General features: G+C 66.2%; 17 protein-coding genes. 8 read left to right on the top strand and 9 right to left on the bottom strand.

Going from position 1 to position 17,925, the window contains the following annotated elements; translation table 11 throughout:
• Nucleotide 1: 1 nt before the first annotated feature.
• The 4 genes from alaS to aspS form a co-directional block, all read right to left on the bottom strand.
• Complete coding sequence (alaS, locus tag HMPREF3067_RS03465) at nucleotides 2-2,668, bottom strand: alanine--tRNA ligase (RefSeq protein WP_070768335.1); 2,667 nt, start codon at nucleotides 2,666-2,668, stop codon at nucleotides 2-4.
• Nucleotides 2,669-2,825: 157 nt separating this feature from the next.
• A complete protein-coding gene (locus HMPREF3067_RS03460) occupies nucleotides 2,826-4,205 on the bottom strand; it encodes a replication-associated recombination protein A (RefSeq protein WP_371259765.1) in 1,380 nt (459 codons plus the stop codon).
• A gap of 68 nt (nucleotides 4,206-4,273) precedes the next feature.
• Complete coding sequence (locus HMPREF3067_RS03455; RefSeq protein WP_070768334.1) at nucleotides 4,274-5,491, bottom strand: phosphotransferase family protein; 1,218 nt, start codon at nucleotides 5,489-5,491, stop codon at nucleotides 4,274-4,276.
• 67 nt (nucleotides 5,492-5,558) lie between these two features.
• Nucleotides 5,559-7,391 carry an aspartate--tRNA ligase gene (gene aspS / locus HMPREF3067_RS03450; protein ID WP_070768333.1) on the bottom strand — a complete coding sequence of 611 codons (1,833 nt, stop codon included), beginning with the start codon at nucleotides 7,389-7,391 and terminating at the stop codon, nucleotides 5,559-5,561.
• A gap of 411 nt (nucleotides 7,392-7,802) precedes the next feature.
• On the opposite strand from aspS, the gene HMPREF3067_RS03445 reads away from it, so the two are divergent.
• The 5 genes from HMPREF3067_RS03445 (at nucleotide 7,803) to HMPREF3067_RS03425 (ending at nucleotide 13,145) form a co-directional block, all read left to right on the top strand.
• Nucleotides 7,803-8,696 (top strand): KPN_02809 family neutral zinc metallopeptidase, encoded by an 894-nt coding sequence (locus tag HMPREF3067_RS03445; RefSeq protein WP_070768332.1) that lies wholly within the window; start codon nucleotides 7,803-7,805, stop codon nucleotides 8,694-8,696.
• Between the two features lie 155 nt (nucleotides 8,697-8,851).
• A complete protein-coding gene (locus HMPREF3067_RS03440; RefSeq protein ID WP_246819222.1) occupies nucleotides 8,852-9,493 on the top strand; it encodes a CBS domain-containing protein in 642 nt (213 codons plus the stop codon).
• A 154-nt stretch (nucleotides 9,494-9,647) separates the two neighbouring features.
• Nucleotides 9,648-10,760: an LLM class flavin-dependent oxidoreductase gene (locus tag HMPREF3067_RS03435; RefSeq protein ID WP_070768331.1), complete on the top strand. Its 1,113-nt coding sequence runs from the start codon at nucleotides 9,648-9,650 to the stop codon at nucleotides 10,758-10,760.
• Nucleotides 10,761-10,808: 48 nt separating this feature from the next.
• A complete protein-coding gene (locus HMPREF3067_RS03430) occupies nucleotides 10,809-11,630 on the top strand; it encodes an FMN reductase (RefSeq protein ID WP_070768330.1) in 822 nt (273 codons plus the stop codon).
• 105 nt (nucleotides 11,631-11,735) lie between these two features.
• A complete protein-coding gene (locus HMPREF3067_RS03425; RefSeq protein ID WP_070768329.1) occupies nucleotides 11,736-13,145 on the top strand; it encodes an L-serine ammonia-lyase in 1,410 nt (469 codons plus the stop codon).
• A gap of 43 nt (nucleotides 13,146-13,188) precedes the next feature.
• Here HMPREF3067_RS03425 and HMPREF3067_RS11205 read toward each other — a convergent pair whose 3' ends face one another.
• Together HMPREF3067_RS11205 and HMPREF3067_RS03420 are read right to left on the bottom strand one after the other, a co-directional pair.
• The gene (locus HMPREF3067_RS11205; protein WP_141759312.1) at nucleotides 13,189-13,374 is read right to left on the bottom strand and encodes an ABC-2 transporter permease; all 186 of its coding nucleotides are present in this window, start codon (nucleotides 13,372-13,374) and stop codon (nucleotides 13,189-13,191) included.
• Nucleotides 13,371-13,622, bottom strand: a complete 252-nt coding sequence (locus tag HMPREF3067_RS03420) for a hypothetical protein (RefSeq protein ID WP_070768328.1) — start codon at nucleotides 13,620-13,622, stop codon at nucleotides 13,371-13,373. The genes HMPREF3067_RS11205 and HMPREF3067_RS03420 overlap by 4 nt, the downstream gene beginning before the upstream one ends.
• An 84-nt stretch (nucleotides 13,623-13,706) precedes the next feature.
• Between HMPREF3067_RS03420 and HMPREF3067_RS03415 the strand changes: the two genes are divergently transcribed.
• On the top strand, nucleotides 13,707-13,910 hold the full coding sequence (locus HMPREF3067_RS03415) for a hypothetical protein (RefSeq protein WP_070768327.1): 204 nt from the start codon (nucleotides 13,707-13,709) through the stop codon (nucleotides 13,908-13,910).
• Entirely contained in the window at nucleotides 13,910-14,113 is a 204-nt protein-coding gene (locus HMPREF3067_RS03410; RefSeq protein WP_070768326.1) for a hypothetical protein, read from the top strand. The genes HMPREF3067_RS03415 and HMPREF3067_RS03410 overlap by 1 nt, the downstream gene beginning before the upstream one ends.
• Here HMPREF3067_RS03410 and hisS read toward each other — a convergent pair.
• The 3 genes from hisS to tpx form a co-directional block, all read right to left on the bottom strand.
• A complete protein-coding gene (gene hisS, locus HMPREF3067_RS03405) occupies nucleotides 14,100-15,380 on the bottom strand; it encodes a histidine--tRNA ligase (RefSeq protein ID WP_070768325.1) in 1,281 nt (426 codons plus the stop codon). The genes HMPREF3067_RS03410 and hisS overlap by 14 nt on opposite strands.
• A gap of 6 nt (nucleotides 15,381-15,386) precedes the next feature.
• Nucleotides 15,387-16,034, bottom strand: coding sequence for an MBL fold metallo-hydrolase (locus HMPREF3067_RS03400; RefSeq protein WP_070768324.1), 648 nt, complete (start codon nucleotides 16,032-16,034; stop codon nucleotides 15,387-15,389).
• Between the two features lie 161 nt (nucleotides 16,035-16,195).
• Nucleotides 16,196-16,693 (bottom strand): thiol peroxidase, encoded by a 498-nt coding sequence (gene tpx / locus HMPREF3067_RS03395; RefSeq protein ID WP_070768323.1) that lies wholly within the window; start codon nucleotides 16,691-16,693, stop codon nucleotides 16,196-16,198.
• A 190-nt stretch (nucleotides 16,694-16,883) separates the two neighbouring features.
• Here tpx and HMPREF3067_RS03390 point away from each other — a divergent pair, with 190 nt between their 5' ends.
• Nucleotides 16,884-17,747 carry a peptidylprolyl isomerase gene (locus HMPREF3067_RS03390; protein WP_070768322.1) on the top strand — a complete coding sequence of 288 codons (864 nt, stop codon included), beginning with the start codon at nucleotides 16,884-16,886 and terminating at the stop codon, nucleotides 17,745-17,747.
• The last annotated feature ends 178 nt before the right edge of the window (nucleotides 17,748-17,925 follow it).

Here is a 17,925-nt window from a genome sequence, read left to right as displayed (position 1 = left end):
CCTACAGATTCTCCAACATGTCCTTGACGGCGTCGAAGCCGCGCTCGGCTCCCTCGGCCAGCTGGCCGGAGCCCTGCGCCATGTCCGGCTTGCCGCCGCCGCGGCCGTCGACGTATTCGCCGAAGAGCTTGACGATGTCACCGGCCTTCACGCCGCGTTCCACGGCGGACGGGGTCGCGGCGATGATGAAGGAGAACTTCTCGCCGTTCTTCGCGCCCAGCGCGATAACGCCGTCGTGGTCCTTCAGGCGGTTCTTCAAGTCCGTGGCCACGGTGCGCAGGTCGTTGCCGTCCGTGCCCTCCGGCAGGCGCAGCATGATGGTCCGGAAACCGTTGACCTCGCGGGCGGCGGCCACGAAGTCCGCGGCCTGGGCCTGGAGCTGGGCCTTGCGGAGGCTGGAGATTTCCTTCTCCGCGGCCTTGAGTTTCTCGCTCAGCTGGGCGATCCGGTCCGGCAGCTCCTCGGTCTGGACCTTCAAATCGCGGGATACGCCCTCGACCAGGGCGGCTTCCTTGGAGAAGTACTTGAACGCGTCCAGGCCGGTGTAGGCCTCGATGCGGCGGGCGCCGGAGCCCACGGAGGACTCACCCAGCACGGAGACCGGGCCCACCTGGGAGGAGGCGCCGACGTGGGTGCCGCCGCAGAGCTCGATGGAGAACGGGCCGCCGATTTCCACGACGCGGACGTTGCGGCCGTAGTTCTCGCCGAACAGCGCCATAGCGCCCATCGCCTTGGCCTCCTCCAGGGAGGTCTCGATGGTATTGACCGCCAGGTTGGAGTCCACCGCCTGGTTGGTGATGAGGGCGATCTCCTCCATCTGGGCCTCGGTGAGCTGGTCGGTGAAGTTGAAGTCGAAGCGCAGGTAGCCCGGGCGGTTCATGGAACCGGCCTGGACCGCGGTCGGGCCCAGCACCTGGCGTAGCGCGGCGTGGATGAGGTGAGTGGCCGTGTGCGCCTGGGTGGCGCCGTGGCGCCAGGCGGCGTCGACCTCCGCGGTCATGCGGGTGCCCAGGTCCAGCCCGCCGGCGGTCACGGTGGCCTTGTGGACCCACAGCTTCTTGCCGATCTTCTGCACGTCGTCGACCTGCAGGGTGGTCTCACCCGCCACCAGGCGGCCGCGGTCGGCCATCTGGCCGCCGGACTCGGCGTACAGCGGGGTCTGGTCCAGGATGACCTCGACCTGGTCTCCTACCTCGGCCTCGGTGACCTTCTCGCCGTTGCGCACCAAGCCGATGACCTGGGCGTCGGAACGAAGCTCTTCGTAACCAGTGAAGACGGTTGGCTGGTTGTCGACCCATTCGCGGTAGAGCGACTCATCGGTGTGCCCGTGCTTCTTGGCGCGGTTGTCGGCCTTGGCGCGCGCCTTCTGCTCGGCCATGGCGGCCTCGAAGGCAGGCATGTCGACCTCGAGGCCGGCCTCGGCGGCCATCTCGAGGGTCAGGTCGATCGGGAAGCCGTAGGTGTCGTGCAGGGCGAAGGCGTCCTCGCCGCGCAGGGTCTTCTTGCCGGCGGCCTTAACAGCAGCGGCGGCCTCGTCGAAGCGGTAGGTGCCGGATTCGAGGGTCTTGAGGAAGGCCTTTTCCTCGTTCTTGGCCACGCGGAGGATGCGCTCGCGGTTGTCGGCGATTTCCGGGTAGGACGGCTCCATGGTGTCCATGACCGTGGTCAGGAAGCGCTCGATGGTCTCCCCGGTCGCGCCCAGCAGGCGGGCGGAGCGGATGATGCGGCGCAGCAGGCGGCGCAGGATGTAGCCGCGGCCCTCGTTGGACGGGGTCACACCGTCCAGGATGAGCATCATGCCGGTGCGGGAGTGGTCCGCGATGACGCGGAAGCGGATGTCATTCTCGTGGTTCGAGTTGTACTTCGAGCCGGTCAGCTCCTCGGCCACGTCGATGACCGGGCGAAGCAGGTCTGTCTCGTAGACGTTGTCCACGCCCTGGAGCAGGCAGGCGACGCGCTCGATGCCCAGGCCGGTATCGATGTTCTTCTTCGGCAGCTCGCCGACAATTTCGAAATCGCCCTTGCCGTTGCCTTCGCCGCGCTCGTTCTGCATGAAGACTAGGTTCCAGATCTCCATGTAGCGGTTGTCGTCCGCGGCCGGGCCGCCCTCCTTGCCGTATTCGGCGCCGCGGTCGTAGTAGATCTCGGAGCACGGCCCACAGGGCCCGGGCACGCCCATGGACCAGTAATTGTCCTCCATGCCCATGCGCTGGATGCGCTCTTCGGGCACGCCGATCTTGTCGTGCCAGATGCTGGCGGCCTCGTCGTCGGTCTCGTAGACAGTGACCCACAGGCGCTCCGGGTCCAGTCCGAAGCCGCCCTCCTCGATCGAGTTGGTGAGCAGCTCCCACGCGTTAGTGATAGCGCCTTCCTTGAAGTACTGACCGAAGGAGAAGTTGCCGGCCATCTGGAAGAAGGTGTTGTGGCGGGTGGTGATGCCGACCTCTTCGATGTCCAGGGTGCGTACGCACTTCTGGATGGAGGTGGCCAGCCCGTTCGGGAAGGGCGGGTTCTGCTGGCCCAGGAAATAGGGCTTGAAGGGAACCATGCCGGCGTTGACGAACAGCAGGTTAGGATCATCCAGGATCAGCGAGGCGCTGGGGACGGGCTCGTGGCCCTTATTCACAAAATGCGCAGTAAAGCGCTCCCGAATCTCGTGGGTCTTCACCAGGTAACTTCCTTTGACTATCGACTAACGTCAGTAACAGCGCTCAACTTTACCCGCCCCACAGCTGCGGGTGAAGTTCGGGACGCTCAAATCGCCCCGCCCCGCCGGCTTGCTCACGTGCCGGTCCGGCACCGTGCTAGTGCCCGGCTAGTGCCCGCTAGCCGCGCCCGCGCCCGCGGACGATGTCCCGCAGGCGGCCCAAGAAGCCGCGCACGCGTTTTTCCGCCCCGTGATCGGTGGGATGGTAGTAGACCGCGTCGGCCAGGGTGTCCGGCAGGTACTGCTGGGCCACCACGCCCCGCGGATCATCGTGCGGGTAGACGTAGCCCACGGCGTTGCCTAGATCCTTCGCCCCAGCGTAGTGGCCGTCGCGCAGGTGGGCGGGCACGAAGCCGGACTTGCCGGCGCGCACGTCGCCCAGGGCGGCATCGATAGCGCCAATCACCGAGTTCGACTTCGGCGCGGTCGCCAAGTGGATGGTGGCCTGCGCCAGCGGGATCCGCGCCTCCGGCAGGCCGATGAGCTGCGCGGCCTGGGCAGCGGCCACGGCGGTCGGCAGCGCGGTCGGATCCGCCATGCCGATGTCCTCCGAGGCGTGCACGATGAGCCGCCGGGCGATAAACCGCGGGTCCTCCCCCGCCTCGATCATGCGGGCCAGGTAGTGCAGGGCCGCGTCCGGGTCCGAGCCGCGGATCGACTTGATGAAGGCGGAGACGACGTCGTAGTGCTGGTCGCCGTCGCGGTCGTAGCGCACCACCGCCTTGTTGACGTTGTCCTTGATAGTCTGAGTGTCCAGCTCCCCGCCGTCGGGCACGGCCTCGGCCGCGGCCTCCAAGTAGGTCAGCACGCGGCGGGCGTCGCCGCCGGCCAGCAGCACCAGCTGGTCTCGGGCCTCGGCGTTCACGGTAATGCGGCCGGCCAGGCCGCGCTCGTCGCGTACGGCCCGGTCCACCAGCGTCTTAAGATCCTCGTCGCCTAGCGGGTTGAGCTGCAGCAGCAGCGAGCGCGACAGCAGCGGGGAGACCACGGAGAAGGACGGGTTTTCCGTGGTCGCGGCGACCAGCAGCACGGTGCGGTTTTCAACAGCCGCCAGCAGCGCGTCCTGCTGCGTCTTGGAAAAGCGGTGCACCTCGTCGATAAACAGGACGGTGCGCGCGCCGCGGGCGGCCTCGTGACGGGCCTGGGTGATGACCTCGCGCACCTGCTTGACCCCGGAATCCAGCGCGGACAGGCCCACGAAGTTCTGCCCCATCGCGCTGGCGATGAGCGAGGCGATGGTGGTCTTGCCCGTGCCCGGCGGACCGTACAGTATGACAGAGGCCTCCCCAGAGCCCTCGACCAGTCGGCGCAGGGGCTTGCCCGGGTCGAGCAGGTGCTTTTGGCCGACCACCTCGTCCAGGGTGCGCGGGCGCATGCGCGCGGCCAGCGGCGAGCCAGAGTGGGTACTAAACATCTGCTGCCCGCGTCCGGCCAGGCCGCTGGACTGCTCGGCTTCCGGGGACGGGGAAATCCCCCCGAAGAGATCTTCTTGAGCCACGGTGGCTAGCACCTCACTTTCTTTATCAACGTCCGGGGCCGCAACGCGGGGTTACGTACCGCGCCTGCCTAGCGCTGGCCGGGCTCGCTCAGGCGCCGTGCTACCAGCGCACCGAATTCAGCCGCCGGCTGGCAGTCGCCATCCTCGCAGCGGTTGCCAAAACGCGACAGGGCCTCGAAGGTCTCGAAGAGATCGCGGCGGATGAGCAGCTCGTCGTCGTTGAACGGACCATGGTCCGCGGTGCGCAGGAGGGAGTCCTCCGGGCCCACCGGAATTTCCTCGAGGCCGCGCAGGACGGCAGCGAGTACTTCTACTCCCCCGGCGGACATGGTAGTCAGGCTGGAAAAGGCCCAGCCGACCAGGCAGGCGGTGACCAGATGCTGGATCTGGCCGGCGTCCTTGAACTGCGGCCACAGGCCGTGGACCTCCCGGGCCCAGGCCTCGATGAAGACGTCTGCCTCCGCGTCGGAGACCGGCTGGGCGAAGAGGAACTGCGGGAATCCGGCGATAACGCAGGCGACGTCGAAGCCGACGTTGCGGAAACCAGCCCACTCGTAGTCCAGAAAGTGGATGTCGTCTGCCACGATGATGTTGTCCGGCGACAGGTCGAAGGGGGTAAAGGCACGGTAGCGGCCGGACTGCAGCGATTTGGCCGCCTGGTCCGCCAGGCCCTTGACCTCGTCAGGCACCGCCAGCCCCGCGGCCTCAGCGATGGTCACGCCGCGGTAGATGGAGTCATAGAGCGCCTTGTCGCGCAGGACCTGGTTCTCGGCGTATTCCGGGTGCTTTTTCAACATCCGCGACAGCAGCAGGTCGTAGTCTTGCTCGCGGTCGGCGGTGCCGGCGTGCATCTGGCCCAGCTCCGCGCCCAGGGAGCGCAACAGCGTGCGCCGCACGTCCTCGTCGGCGGACTCTAGGGCCTCGGCGAAGGTATCCGTATTGCCGGAGTCGGTGAGCACCACCGTGCGCCTGTCCACGTCGTGTGCCAGCAATACCGGCCCGGGGCGCACATCCGCCGCCAAGGAGTTGGTGAACTGGTAGGCCACGATCTCCCGGAGGAAGGCGGCGTCATCCACGGCATAACCGGTGGCCGGGTTGTGCTTGATGACCACGGATCGGTGCGGGAGGAACGGGGAATTGGCCACCCGGGCGCGCAGCACGACCGCATGCCCCGAACCGGTCAAGGCTTCAACGTCGCTGAGCTTTTGCGTTCCCCCAAATCGGTTGGACAATAAGTCCTCCGCAAAGGCGACAATTGCCTGCTGGTCCGGCTGTGCAGTCTCCACCTAAAATCTCCTCCTGGGTAAACGGTAAGCCCCGGCACACGCACCGCGTGGACCGGGGCGTGCCGCCTTAGTTATCCGTCGAGTCGGGCGACTTCGGCTTGGATTCCTTATCCACCTTGGCGTTCTTTTCCGGCTTGAAGTCCACGCCGGTCTCCTTGCGCTGCGCGGCCGGGATCGGGGCCGGGGCATCCGTCAGCGGGTCGACGCCGCCGCCGGACTTCGGGAAGGCGATGACGTCGCGGATGGAGTCGAAGCCACCCAGCAGGGAGACAATGCGGTCCCAGCCAAAGGCGATGCCGCCGTGCGGCGGGGCGCCGAAGGCGAAGGCGTCCAGCAGGAAGCCGAACTTCTCGCGGGCTTCTTCCTCACCAATGCCCATGACGTCGAAGACGCGCTCCTGGACGTCGCGCTGGTGGATACGGATGGAGCCGCCGCCGATCTCGTTGCCGTTGCAGACGATGTCGTAGGCGTAGGCGGTGGCCTCGCCCGGGTTCTCGTCGAAGGAGTCAATCCACTCCGGCTTCGGCGAGGTGAAGGCGTGGTGCACGGCGGTCCACTTGGAGTGGCCCAGAGCCACGTCGCCGGAGGCGGTGGCGTCGGCAGCCGACTCGAAAAGCGGGGCGTCGACGACCCAGGTAAAGGCCCAGTCACCTTCCTTAATAAGACCCAACTTGCGGGCGATCTCGCCGCGGGCTGCGCCCAGCAGCGCACGGGAGGACTTGGTGTCGCCGGCGGCGAAGAAAATGGCGTCGCCCGGCTTGGCGCCGACGTGTTCGGCGATGCCCTCGCGCTCGGCGTCGGTGATGTTCTTGGCCACCGGGCCGCCCAGGGTGCCGTCCTCGGCGATGGTGATATAGGCCAGGCCCTTAGCGCCGCGCTGCTTGGCCCAGTCCTGCCAGGCGTCGAACTGGCGACGCGGCTGGGAGGCGCCGCCGTCCATGACGACCGCGCCGACGTATTCGTTCTGGAAGACACGGAAGGTGGTGTCCTTGAAAAAGTCGGTGCACTCCACGATCTTGATGTCGAAGCGCAGGTCCGGCTTGTCGGAGCCGTAGTACTTCATGGCGTCCGCGTAGGTCATGCGCGGGATCGGCGTGGTGATGTCGTAGCCGATGAGCTTCCACAGGGCCACCAGGATCTCCTCGGCCAGGGCGATAATGTCGTCCTGGTCCACGAAGGACATCTCGACGTCCAGCTGGGTGAACTCCGGCTGGCGGTCGGCGCGGAAGTCTTCGTCGCGGTAGCAGCGCGCTATCTGGTAGTAACGCTCCATGCCGGCGACCATGAGCAGCTGCTTGAACAGCTGCGGGGACTGCGGCAGCGCGTACCAGGAGCCCGGCTTCAGGCGGGCCGGCACCAGGAAGTCGCGCGCGCCCTCCGGGGTGGACCGGGTCAGGGTCGGGGTTTCGATCTCGGTGAAGTCGTGGGAGTCCAACACCTGACGGGCCGCGCGGTTGGCGGCCGAGCGCAGGCGCAGGGCGTTGCCCTGGCTCTGGCGGCGCAGGTCCAGGTAGCGGTAGCGCAGGCGCGCTTCCTCACCCACCTCGCCGGAGGTCGACGGATCATCGATCTGGAACGGCAGGGCCGCCGACTTGTTCAGCACCGCCAGGTCGGTGACGTTGACCTCGATCTCGCCGGACGGCAGGTTCGGGTTCTCCGAGCCCTCCGGACGGGCCTCGACCACGCCGGTAACCTTGATGCAGTACTCGGACCGCAGGTCGTGGGCGCGCTCAGCGACCTCGGACTCGCGGAAGACTACCTGCGCCAGACCGCTCCGGTCGCGCAGGTCAATAAAGATCACTCCGCCGTGGTCACGGCGGCGAGACACCCACCCCGTAAGCGTTACTGTCTCGCCGGCAATATCCTTGCGGAGCTCGCCCGCCAAATGGGTACGCAGCACTGTTGCTCAAATCCCTTCACACATAGCTTCCTCGGTAGCTTCCGCTTTATCCCCGCCCGGCGCGCCGCGGCCACCGTGCGGCACGCATCGCGCAGTGCCTACGGCGCCCCAGCGCCCAGCCCGGCGACGGGAGGCAGAAGTTGACGCCTTCAGTCTACCCACCCACGGCAAGCGGTAGTGACTTGTCCCCCACGTGCCGGCAGTAGGTGCCCGCCCGGCGCGGGCAGTGCCCACGGTTTGGCCCGGGCACAGCCACGGCTCAAAGCCCACCCCACAACCGCGGCCACCCAGGCAGTATCCCTCCCTCCACTCCCAGCGCACCCAGGGCTCAGCCGGCGCAATGGAACCGCCGCGGCGGCGGAATCTTATGTTAAAGAGGTAGCTAAGGCTCGGACATGGCACACTTAAGCTATGACTTTTCGCAGTGGCGGTGACATTAGTGGGAAACGGGCGCGTACCGGCGGTGGCGGGCGCGGCGGTGTCGTAGCGGCGGGCGGCGGCCTCGGCACCGTGGTCCTCATTGGTCTGTACCTGTTGCTGGGCGGCAGCCCGGGGCAGCTGGGCGGGCTGCTCGGCTCCGAGGAGCCGGCTAGCCAGTCCGGTTCCGGGCCGGAGGCCGGCAGCGAGTTGGAGCACTGCCAGACCCCGGAGGACGGCAACAAGTACGACGACTGCCGCGTGGACTTCACCGGCGTGTCCCTGGACCGGGTGTGGAGCGAGGTACTGCCGGAGCAGGCCGGCATTGACTACACCGAGCCGGAGCGCGTGGTCTTCGAGCAGACCACCCAGTCGGGCTGCGGCGCGGCCTCTGCCGCCACCGGCCCGTTCTACTGCCCGGCGGATAACACCGCCTATTTCGACACCTCCTTCTTCCAGCAGCTGGAGAGCTTCGGCGGCTCCTCCGCCCCGCTGGCGCAGATGTACATCGTGGCCCACGAGTTCGGCCACCACATCCAGAACCTCGAGGGCACCCTCGGCCTGTCGAATTACGACGACCCGGGCGAGGATTCCAACGCGGTCAAGATTGAGCTGCAGGCCGACTGCTACGCGGGAATCTGGGCCTCTCACGCGGACAAGGGCGAGGACGCCCTCCTCGAGCCCATCACCAAGGAGCAGGTCGCTGAGGCTATCGAGACCGCCCGCGCGGTCGGCGACGACAACATCCAGTCCCGCTCCGGCGGGCAGGTCGATCCGGACTCCTTTACCCACGGCACCTCCGAGCAGCGCCAGGAGTCCTTCCTGGCCGGCTACCAGTCCGGCTCCATGAAGTCCTGCGACACCCTGGGCCGTGGCGCCTACAAATAAGCCCACATCTTCGCTAACTATCCCACTTAAGCCCCGGGCGGGATACCGCACCGGGGCTTAAGTCTATCCGCCCCAACTACAGTTGGAACTACGCTGGAACTACTGTGCGCGAACGACTCCCCGTCGCAGGCAGGGCCGGCCTCTACACTGGGGCCATGACTTCTGACAAGCAGTCCGGCCACGGCGCCCACCGCTTTATTGCCGCTTTCAACGACATCGAGCAACACCTTCGAGCCCGTCTGCAGGCGCGCGACCTGGACTCTTTCCGGCGGCTTATCGACTCCGCCCGGCACGAGCACTTGCTCAACTCCCAGCAGGCCGAGGCCCTACACGACTACACGAGCCTGCGCAACGCCATCTCCCACGGCCGCTACCACGACGGCGCGCCTATTGCGGAGGCGAACCCCCGGGTCATCGAGCATATTGAGCGGCTGCGGGACTTGCTGATGGACCCACCCGGCGCGGTGGCGCGGCTAGGCGACCAGAAAGTGGAGACGGTAACGCCCGCGGACTCGGTGCTCTCCGCGTTGGAACTTATCCGCACCCACGGGTTTTCGCAGTTGCCCGTCTACGACTCCGGCACCTTCCTACAGCTGCTGACTACCAACACCATCGCGCACTGGGTCGCGGCTGACTTGGGCGACAACCAGACCATCGATGCCCGCACGGTGGCCGACGTGCTGGAGCGGGCGGAAAACACCGACCGAGCGGTATTCCTGCCCAAGACGGTAGGCGCACAGGCGGCTATCGACGCCTTGACCTCCCGGCGCGTGATGGCTCCCTGCCCTTCGCGCTGATTATCACCGAGACCGGCGAGAAATCCCAGCGCCCGATCCGCGTGATTACCCAGGCCGACGTGGGGGTTTTGCTAGAGGCCGTGGCTTGGGAATAAATTCCCCTCGAGCTTTTGTTGACACGTCATATATAGTTGATCGAGAAAGGATCCCCACCATGCAATTCGGCATCTTCACCATTGGCGACGTGACCACTGACCCGACCAACGGCACCACCCCCACGGAGGCGGAGCGCATCCGCAACATGACGGAGATCGCACTCAAGGCAGAGGAGGTCGGCCTCGACGTCTTCGCCACCGGCGAGCACCACAACCCACCGTTCGTCCCGTCCTCACCCACGACGCACCTGGCCTATATCGCCGCGCAGACCGAGCGCCTACAGCTGTCGACCTCGACCACGCTTATCACCACCAACGACCCGGTCAAGATTGCCGAGGACTACGCCTTCCTGCAACACCTGTCCGGCGGGCGCGTAGATCTAATGATGGGCCGCGGCAACACCGGCCCGGTCTACCCGTGGTTCGGCAAGGACATCCGCCAAGGCATCCCGCTGGCCGTGGAGAACTACCACCTGCTGCGCCGCCTGTGGCGCGAGCCTTCCGTCAACTGGCAAGGCAAGTTCCGTACCCCGCTGCAGGCCTTTACCTCCACGCCGGCCCCGCTGGATGGGGTCCCGCCGTTCGTGTGGCATGGCTCTATTCGCTCGCCACAGATTGCGGAGCAGGCCGCCTACTACGGCGACGGCTTCTTCCACAACAACATCTTCTGGAACAAGGAACACACCGCCAAGATGGTGAACATGTACCGCCGCCGCTACGCCAAGTATGGCCACGGGCAGGAAGACCAGGCCATCGTGGGCCTGGGCGGCCAGGTCTTCATCGCAGACACGGAGCAGGAGGCCAAGGACTTCTTCCGCCCCTACTTCGACAACGCCCCGGTCTACGGCCACGGCCCGTCGCTGGAGGATTTCACGGAGATGACCCCGCTGACCGTCGGCACCGCCGAGCAGGTCATCGAGCGCACCATGCAGTTCGCCGACTGGGTGGGCGACTACCAGCGCCAGCTCTTCCTCATCGACCACGCCGGCCTGCCCCAGGAAGTGGTCCTGGACCAGATTGAGCGCCTGGGCACCCAGGTCGTGCCGGAGCTGCGCCGCCGCTTCGAAAAGCGCCGCCCGGATCACGTCCCCTCTGATCCGCCGACCCACGCCAGCCTGCGCAACACCCCGGATTCGCCGCACTTTCGCGTCAACCCCGGCGAGGAAAGCTAGCCCCTGCCCTGTCCCCGGCCCGTATACCCACCCAAGGAGGTTTTTACCGTGCACACCCTCGTGGTCGTGACCGCCGGCCTGTCCACTCCCTCTACTACCCGCCAGCTGGGCGAGGAGCTCGCCGCGGCCACCGAATCCCGCGTCACCGCCCGCGGGGAGGGCCTCAACCTCGAGTTCATTGAAGTCCGCAACTTGGCCCAGGACCTGACCAACGCCATGACCAACTGGGGCGCGGCGACCCCGGCGCTGGACGATGCCCGCCGGTTGCTCAGCTCCGCCAGCGCGCTCATCGCGGTCACTCCGGTCTTCCAAGGCAGCTACTCCGGGCTGTTCAAGATGTTCTTCGACACCCTGGACCCGCAGGCAATCACCGGCATGCCCACGCTGATTGCCGCCACCGGCGGCTCCTCGCGCCACGCGCTCATCCTTGACTACGCCCTGCGGCCCCTGATGAACTACCTGCACGCCGTAGTGGTCCCCACGGGCATCTACCGCGCCACGGAGGACTACGGCGCGGCCCCGGCCGGCGACGAGGCCGGCCACGGGGGACTGAGCCCCAACCGCATAAGCCAGGCCGCCGAGCAGCTCGCCGATCTCATCGTCACGCCGACCGACCGGGTGAGTGGCCTGTCCGCCTCCCCCGCGGTGACGCGTTCGGCACCGAACCGCCGCAATGGCATCGACTACGAGGACGACTTCACGCCCATGAGCGAGCTCCTCGGCGGTGACGGCAACTCCGACACCGAGACCGTTCCCGGCGCCGGGACTACCCCCGAACCGGGCGCGGGCGTGCGCGACGCTACCGGGTTTGTCGACGTCAGCCCGAACGCCGCGACTAGCGAGCTGGACACGGAGGACCCAGAGAAGTAAGTCAGACGCCAAATGTGGGGTTCGTCACGTAGACTTGGGTGGCAAAAGTTACCCTAAGTTACAATCCACGTCTGTTTGCTCAGAGAAAGGTGGCTTGAACTCAATATGACAATTAGCGTCGTTGATATCTTTTCCATCGGGATCGGGCCGTCGTCCTCCCACACCGTCGGCCCCATGCGCGCCGCCAAGGCGTTCATCGACTCCCTGCCCCAGCTGCCCGCGCGCGTCCACACGGAGCTGCGCGGCTCCCTGGCGGCCACCGGCCGCGGGCACGCGACCGACCGCGCGGTCATCCTTGGCCTAGCCGGGTGGACCCCGCTGACGGTGCCGCTGGACGCCGAGCCGGACCCGTCCAGCCCCATCCCCTCCGAGGGCACAGTCACGGGGCCTGCGGGCAGCCTCGAGTTTGAGATTAGCTTCAACAACGAGCCGGTGCCGGAGCACCCGAACTGCCTCATCTTTAGCGCCTGGGACGGCGCGGGCAACGAGATCGCCACGGCTCAGGAATGGTTCTCCGTGGGCGGCGGCTTCATCCTCTCCCGCGCGGAGCTGGAGGCGGAAAAGGAAGCCTCCTGCGAGGTGCCCGCAGGTGTCGCCGCGGCCGCCGTCGAGGACCAGGTCCCTTACCCGTTTACCTCCGGCGCGGAGCTGCTCGAGCTGTGCGAGACCTACGACCTGCCGGTGTGGGAAATCGTCCTGGCCAACGAGGCCCTGCTCCACCGCAGCTCCGGCGGCGCGGCCCACGTCCTGCGTCACCTGGACACCGTCTGGGACACCAGGCGCGAGTGCGTGACCGAGGGCATTTCCACCAAGGGCACCCTGCCGGGTGGGCTGCGCGTTCCCCGGCGTGCCCCGCAGGTCTACCAGACCTTGCTGGAAAAGCAGGAGGATCCGTCCTGCGGCTTCTCCGCTATGGAGTGGACCAACCTCTACGCCTTGGCCGTCAACGAGCAAAACGCCGCCGGCGGACGCGTCATCACCGCGCCCACCAACGGCGCCTGCGGGATCATCCCCGCCGTGCTGCACTACGCGCGCGACTTCATGGCCAACTTCACCCGCGAGGACGCCCGCCGCTACCTGCTGACCTCAGGAGCTATCGGCACCATCATCAAGGAAAACGCCTCCATCTCCGGCGCCGAGGTCGGCTGCCAGGGCGAGGTCGGCTCCGCCTCCGCCATGGCCGCGGCCGGTATGTGCGAGCTGCTGGGCGGCAACGCCCGCCAGATCGAAAACGCCGCGGAGATCGCCTTAGAGCACAACCTCGGACTGACCTGCGACCCGGTCGGCGGCCTGGTACAGATCCCCTGCATCGAGCGCAACGCCATCGGCGCGGTCAAGTCCATCAACGCCGCCCGCATGGCCATGCTGGGCGAGGGCACGCACCACGTCTCCCTGGACAACGCCGTGCAGACCATGGCGGAAACCGGCCGGGACATGCTGTCCAAGTACAAGGAGACCTCCCTCGGCGGCCTGGCCAAGACCATGGGCTTTTCCGTCACCCAGGTCGAGTGCTAGCTGCCTAGTGTCCTAGCCCCGGGGCGTTGCCACCCCGGCTTGCCTAGACGGCCACCTCCGGGAGCAGGTCCTTCATGGCGATGTGGCGCCCGCGCCAGGCGCCCACCACGGCGATGGCCATGAAGATGACCCAGATTGCTGCTAGGACCCCGATGGCCTGCTGCAGGCGCGGATCGGCAGCGTCGTAGTGGAAGATCATCTGCCGCAGGAGGTTCGTCGAGTACGTCATTGGGTCGTAATTGTGGAACCACTGGAGAAAGGCCGGCTGGGTCTCCGGCAGGCCTCCTCGTCGAGCTCGATTTCCAGCGCGTTAAAGGCGTCCTGGACGCGCTCGTCGGACAAAATCTTGCGCGGCGTGAGACGGTACCACGGGCTGGTCCAGGCCAGCTGCTCGCGCACCACGGCCCGCACTGGCACGAGGCGCTCCAGGCCATCAATTTCCGGGGTTCCTGCATAGGCGATGTCGGAAAACAGCATGCGGGGAAGCTCTGCCCCGGCGGCGTCGGGATCGCCACGCTCTACCGCAACTTCCCCGATCGGCAGGCGCTCATCGACGAATGCGTGAGCGCTTATGCCCAGCGCTTCATCGATACCCAGAACATGCTCCTCGAGCGCTTGGATACTGACCCCGAAAACGCCGGGGAGACCGTGTGCGCCTACGCCCGCGAGCTCCTCCCCCTGGGCCTGGGCGTCCTCATCCCCAGCTTCCTACCGGCCAACCTGGAATCCCTTCCCCCGAGCAAAAAGCCCTACAAAACGAGCTGATGGATAACGGAGCCCGCTTCATAGAAAAGGCGCGCGCCCTGGGACAAGTTGGCCCCGGGGTCACGCACCTAGAATTCACCGTCGGACTATTGGCGCTTCAGCGCCCCCGCGAGGTGAGTTTGGGCGAGGTAGAAAACGAGCTCGACAACGCGATGATCCGCATCTACCTCGCCGGCATCCGGGTCGGGATTAAACCCGACTAGCGATGGTCTCGACGACCTGGTCCAGCGAGACCTCCTGCTGCTCGTGGGCAGCCAGGTCCTTGACCGCCACCGTGCCTGCGGCAAGCTCGTTCTCACCCAGCACCAAGGCCAGGCGGGCGCCGGCGCGGTCCGCGCCCTTCATAGCGCCCTTCAGGCCGCGGTCACCATAGGCCATGTCGGCGGAAATGCCCCGGGCCCGCAGATCGTTGATCAGCCGCGCCATCTTCTGCTTGGCCTCGGCCCCCAGCGCCACACCGTAGACGTCGACGCGGCGCTCAGTGCCCTCGAGGGTAATACCTTCGGCCTCGAGTGCCAGCACCGCACGGTCCACGCCCAGGCCGTAGCCGATACCGGAGAGGTCCTGGCCGCCCAGCTGGGCCATCAGCCCGTCGTAGCGGCCGCCGCCACCGATGCCGGACTGGGCACCCAGGCCGTCGTGCACGAACTCGAAGGTGGTCTTGGTGTAGTAGTCGAGGCCGCGCACCATCCGCGGGTTGATGGTGTACGGGACCTCCATGTCCTCGAGCAAACCCGTAACGGTCTCGAAGTGCTCGCGGCACTCGTTGCTCAGGTAGTCCAACATGAGCGGCGCATCCGCGGTGGCTTCCTGGATCTCCGGGCGCTTGTCGTCCAACACACGCAGCGGGTTGATCTGCGCGCGGTGGCGGGTCTCTTCGTCCAGATCCAGCTTGAAGAGGAATTCCTGCAGCTTGTCGCGGTACTGCGGGCGGCAGGTGTGATCGCCCAGGCTGGTCAGTTCCAGCCGAAAGCTGCTGAGCCCCAGCGCGCGGTAGGAGCGGTCTGCCAGGGCGATGACCTCGGCGTCCAGGGCCGGGTCGTCCACGCCGATGGCTTCAACGCCGACCTGCTGCAGCTGGCGGTAGCGTCCGGCCTGCGGGCGCTCGTAGCGGAAGAAGGGGCCGTAGTAATTCAGCTTGACCGGCAGCTGGCCGCGGTCCAGGTTGTGCTGGATCACCGAGCGCATCACGCCGGCGGTGCCCTCCGGGCGCAGGGTCACAGAGCGATCGCCGCGATCGGCAAACGTGTACATCTCCTTGGAGACCACATCGGTCGACTCGCCCACGCCGCGGGCGAACAGTGAGGTGTCTTCGAAGACGGGCAGCTCAATGTGCTGGAAACCGGCCAGATGGGCCTGCTCGACCATGGTCTGGCGGACCTTGTAGAAGGTGGCGGACTCCGGCGGCAGGTAGTCCGGCACCCCCTTCGGGGCGGACAGGGGCTTAAACTGCTTCTTCTTGTCACTCACGCTTATCTACATTACCCGTCCGACCTTGAGCAAAAAGGGATTGGCCCCCCGCTCCTGCCGCATGGTGGAGGTCATCCCGTGACCCGGCAGGACCGCCAGGTTATCGGCCAGGCTCCACACCGGCCCGCGCAGGGAGGCGTCCATGGCCGCCGGATCCGAATGCGGCAGGTCCGTGCGCCCGATGGAGCCACGGAAGAGCACGTCGCCGGTAAACGCCACGTCCTCGTTGACCAGCAGGACGCTACCCGGCGAATGCCCCGGCGCGTGGTGGATGGCAAACTTCAGGCCGATCAGCTCGAGGTCTTCCCCGTCGCGAAGGTGGCACACTTCGGCAATCGGGACCATGTGGGCGGCGTCAAAGAGCACCTTGGATTCTTCGGAAACACCCGAGCCGTCTTCCAGCATGAACTCGTCTTCCGCGTGGATATAGACCGGGCAGTTGTGCTTTTGGGCCAGATCCCCGGCGTTGCGCGTGTGGTCGATGTGCCCGTGGGTTAACACCACCGCCTCCAGGGTGACCTGGTGTTCGTTGAGCAATCCTTCCACGCGTTCTAGGGCGTGCATACCGGGGTCGATGACGAAAGCCTTGCCCTCGTGCGTGACCAAGTAGCAATTCGTCTTGTAGGGACCCGCGGTGAAACCGTAATACTGCATAACTCCCAGAATAGTGACTCGGCCCCGCAACGACCACGCCCGCGCGCTGTCCTCCCGTGCCAACCGCCGCGAGTCAACCACAAACAACCTCGCGGACCGCAATAAGAAAAGCCGCCGTCCCACACACAAAGCGGGGCGGCGGCAGAACGCGCGAGCGCGGACTACTTCAGGGCAGCCAGGGCAGTGTCGTAGTCGGGCTCGTTGGTGATTTCGTCCACCAGCTCGGTGTAGACGACCTTGTGGTCGGCGTCGGTGACGACCACGGAGCGCGACAGCAAGCCCTTGAGCGGGGAGCCTTCCAGGGTGACGCCGAACTTCTCGCCGAAGTCGGTGCGGAAGTCGGAGCCGCTGACGACGTTGTCGATGCCCTCGGTGGAGCAAAAACGTGCCTGTGCGAAGGGCAGGTCGCGGGAGACGGACAGCACCACGGTGTTGTCTAGGCCGGCGGCCTTTTCGTTGAAGTTACGCAGCTGGGCCGCGCAGACGTCGGTATCCAGCGACGGGAAGATGGAGATAACCAGGCGCTTGCCGGCAAAGTCCTGCGCGGTAATTTCCTTCAGATCGGTACCGACCAGGGTGAAGTCCGGAATCTGCTCGCCTACTGCGGGCAGCTCACCGATGGTCGTCGTTGCATTTCCATCAAAGTTAACGTTTGCCATGGCCCCGAGGATACCCACACTCCCCTATGCCTGCCACGGCCCTGCTTAAGCCACACAGTCCCCGGCCTAATCACCCACTTAAGCCAGGCGACGCGATAGGATTGTGTGCCAGTTGGTTCGGGCCGCGCCCAAAGCGTCCCGGACCGGAAGACGTGTTCATTCTGCCTACTGTGTAACGAGGAAAACTACAGTGCCTGATAACAAGAAGCGCAGCGAGGAAGCCTTGGCCAACCTCAACCGTGAACTCAAGTCCCGCGAGCGCAAGACCAAAACCCGCCCCGTGGGCGTGGCTTTGATCGCCCTGCTCGCCATCGTCGCCCTCGTGGGCGGCGTCTGGTTCATGGCTTCGCGCGATAGCTCCGACGAGGAAATTACCGCGGAGGACCAGAACACTACTGAGACCACCGAGTCCGAAGAGCAGCCGGAGGCCGTTGCCCTGACTGGCAAGCGCGCCGAGGCACTCCCGGAGACCGTTACCTGTGAGTACCCGGCCACGGAGGGCCAGGACTCCAACGGCGCCACCGTCCCGAACGGCGACGGCATCTCCACCAAGGGCACCGTGAAGGTTAACTTCGCTACCAACCAGGGCGACATGGAAATGGAGCTCGATCGCTCCGTGGCTCCCTGTACCGTCAACGCCATCACCCACCTCGCCGATGAGGGCTACTACGACGGCAGCGTCTGCCACCGCATGACCTCCGGCGGCCTGAACGTCCTGCAGTGCGGCGACCCGACCGGCACCGGCTCTGGCGGCCCAGGCTTCAGCTTCGCCAACGAGTACCCGACCGAGAAGGACGCTGAGGCCGGCCAGCCCGTGACCTACCCGAAGGGCTCCATCGCCATGGCCAACTCCGGCAAGGACACCAACGGCTCCCAGTTCTTCGTCAACTACGCCGACTCGCAGCTGGCACCGGACTACACCTACTTCGGTCAACTGACCGAAAAGGGCCAGGAAACCCTCGAGAAGATCGCTGAGAAGGGCGTCGAAGGCGGCCAGCCCGACGGCAAGCCCGCCGAAGAGGTCAAGATCGACAAGGTCTCCGTCGAGTCCTAACTCATAACCAGAACCCGCCAGCCACGGCGAAGTTCTCAACGCCCAGCCCCGGCACCCGCGCACCTGCGCTCCGTGCCGGGGCTTTGCCGTACCCGCCCTCCCTGTAAAGCATCCCCCCCATCAGACCCACCAACTTAGACAACACACACTCAGCTGTTTCTTAACTGTTCTTTAGGTG

This window comes from Corynebacterium sp. HMSC04H06, from assembly GCF_001815935.1.
Lineage (GTDB): Bacteria > Actinomycetota > Actinomycetes > Mycobacteriales > Mycobacteriaceae > Corynebacterium.
Note: the sequence above shows the minus strand (reverse complement) of the source record. Positions and strands in the feature narration are given on the sequence as shown.

Bases quoted from the DNA above. Each gene is read 5' to 3' on its own strand.
- HMPREF3067_RS03440 (WP_246819222.1), top strand. From the start codon at position 8,852: ATGACTTCTGACAAGCAGTCCGGCCACGGCGCCCACCGCTTTATTGCC.
- HMPREF3067_RS03445 (WP_070768332.1), top strand. From the start codon at position 7,803: ATGACTTTTCGCAGTGGCGGTGACATTAGTGGGAAACGGGCGCGTACC.
- HMPREF3067_RS03400 (WP_070768324.1), bottom strand. From the start codon at position 16,034: ATGCAGTATTACGGTTTCACCGCGGGTCCCTACAAGACGAATTGCTAC.
- HMPREF3067_RS03420 (WP_070768328.1), bottom strand. From the start codon at position 13,622: ATGCTGTTTTCCGACATCGCCTATGCAGGAACCCCGGAAATTGATGGC.
- HMPREF3067_RS11205 (WP_141759312.1), bottom strand. From the start codon at position 13,374: ATGACGTACTCGACGAACCTCCTGCGGCAGATGATCTTCCACTACGAC.
- HMPREF3067_RS03425 (WP_070768329.1), top strand. From the start codon at position 11,736: ATGACAATTAGCGTCGTTGATATCTTTTCCATCGGGATCGGGCCGTCG.
- HMPREF3067_RS03410 (WP_070768326.1), top strand. From the start codon at position 13,910: ATGGATAACGGAGCCCGCTTCATAGAAAAGGCGCGCGCCCTGGGACAA.
- tpx (WP_070768323.1), bottom strand. From the start codon at position 16,693: ATGGCAAACGTTAACTTTGATGGAAATGCAACGACGACCATCGGTGAG.
- HMPREF3067_RS03435 (WP_070768331.1), top strand. From the start codon at position 9,648: ATGCAATTCGGCATCTTCACCATTGGCGACGTGACCACTGACCCGACC.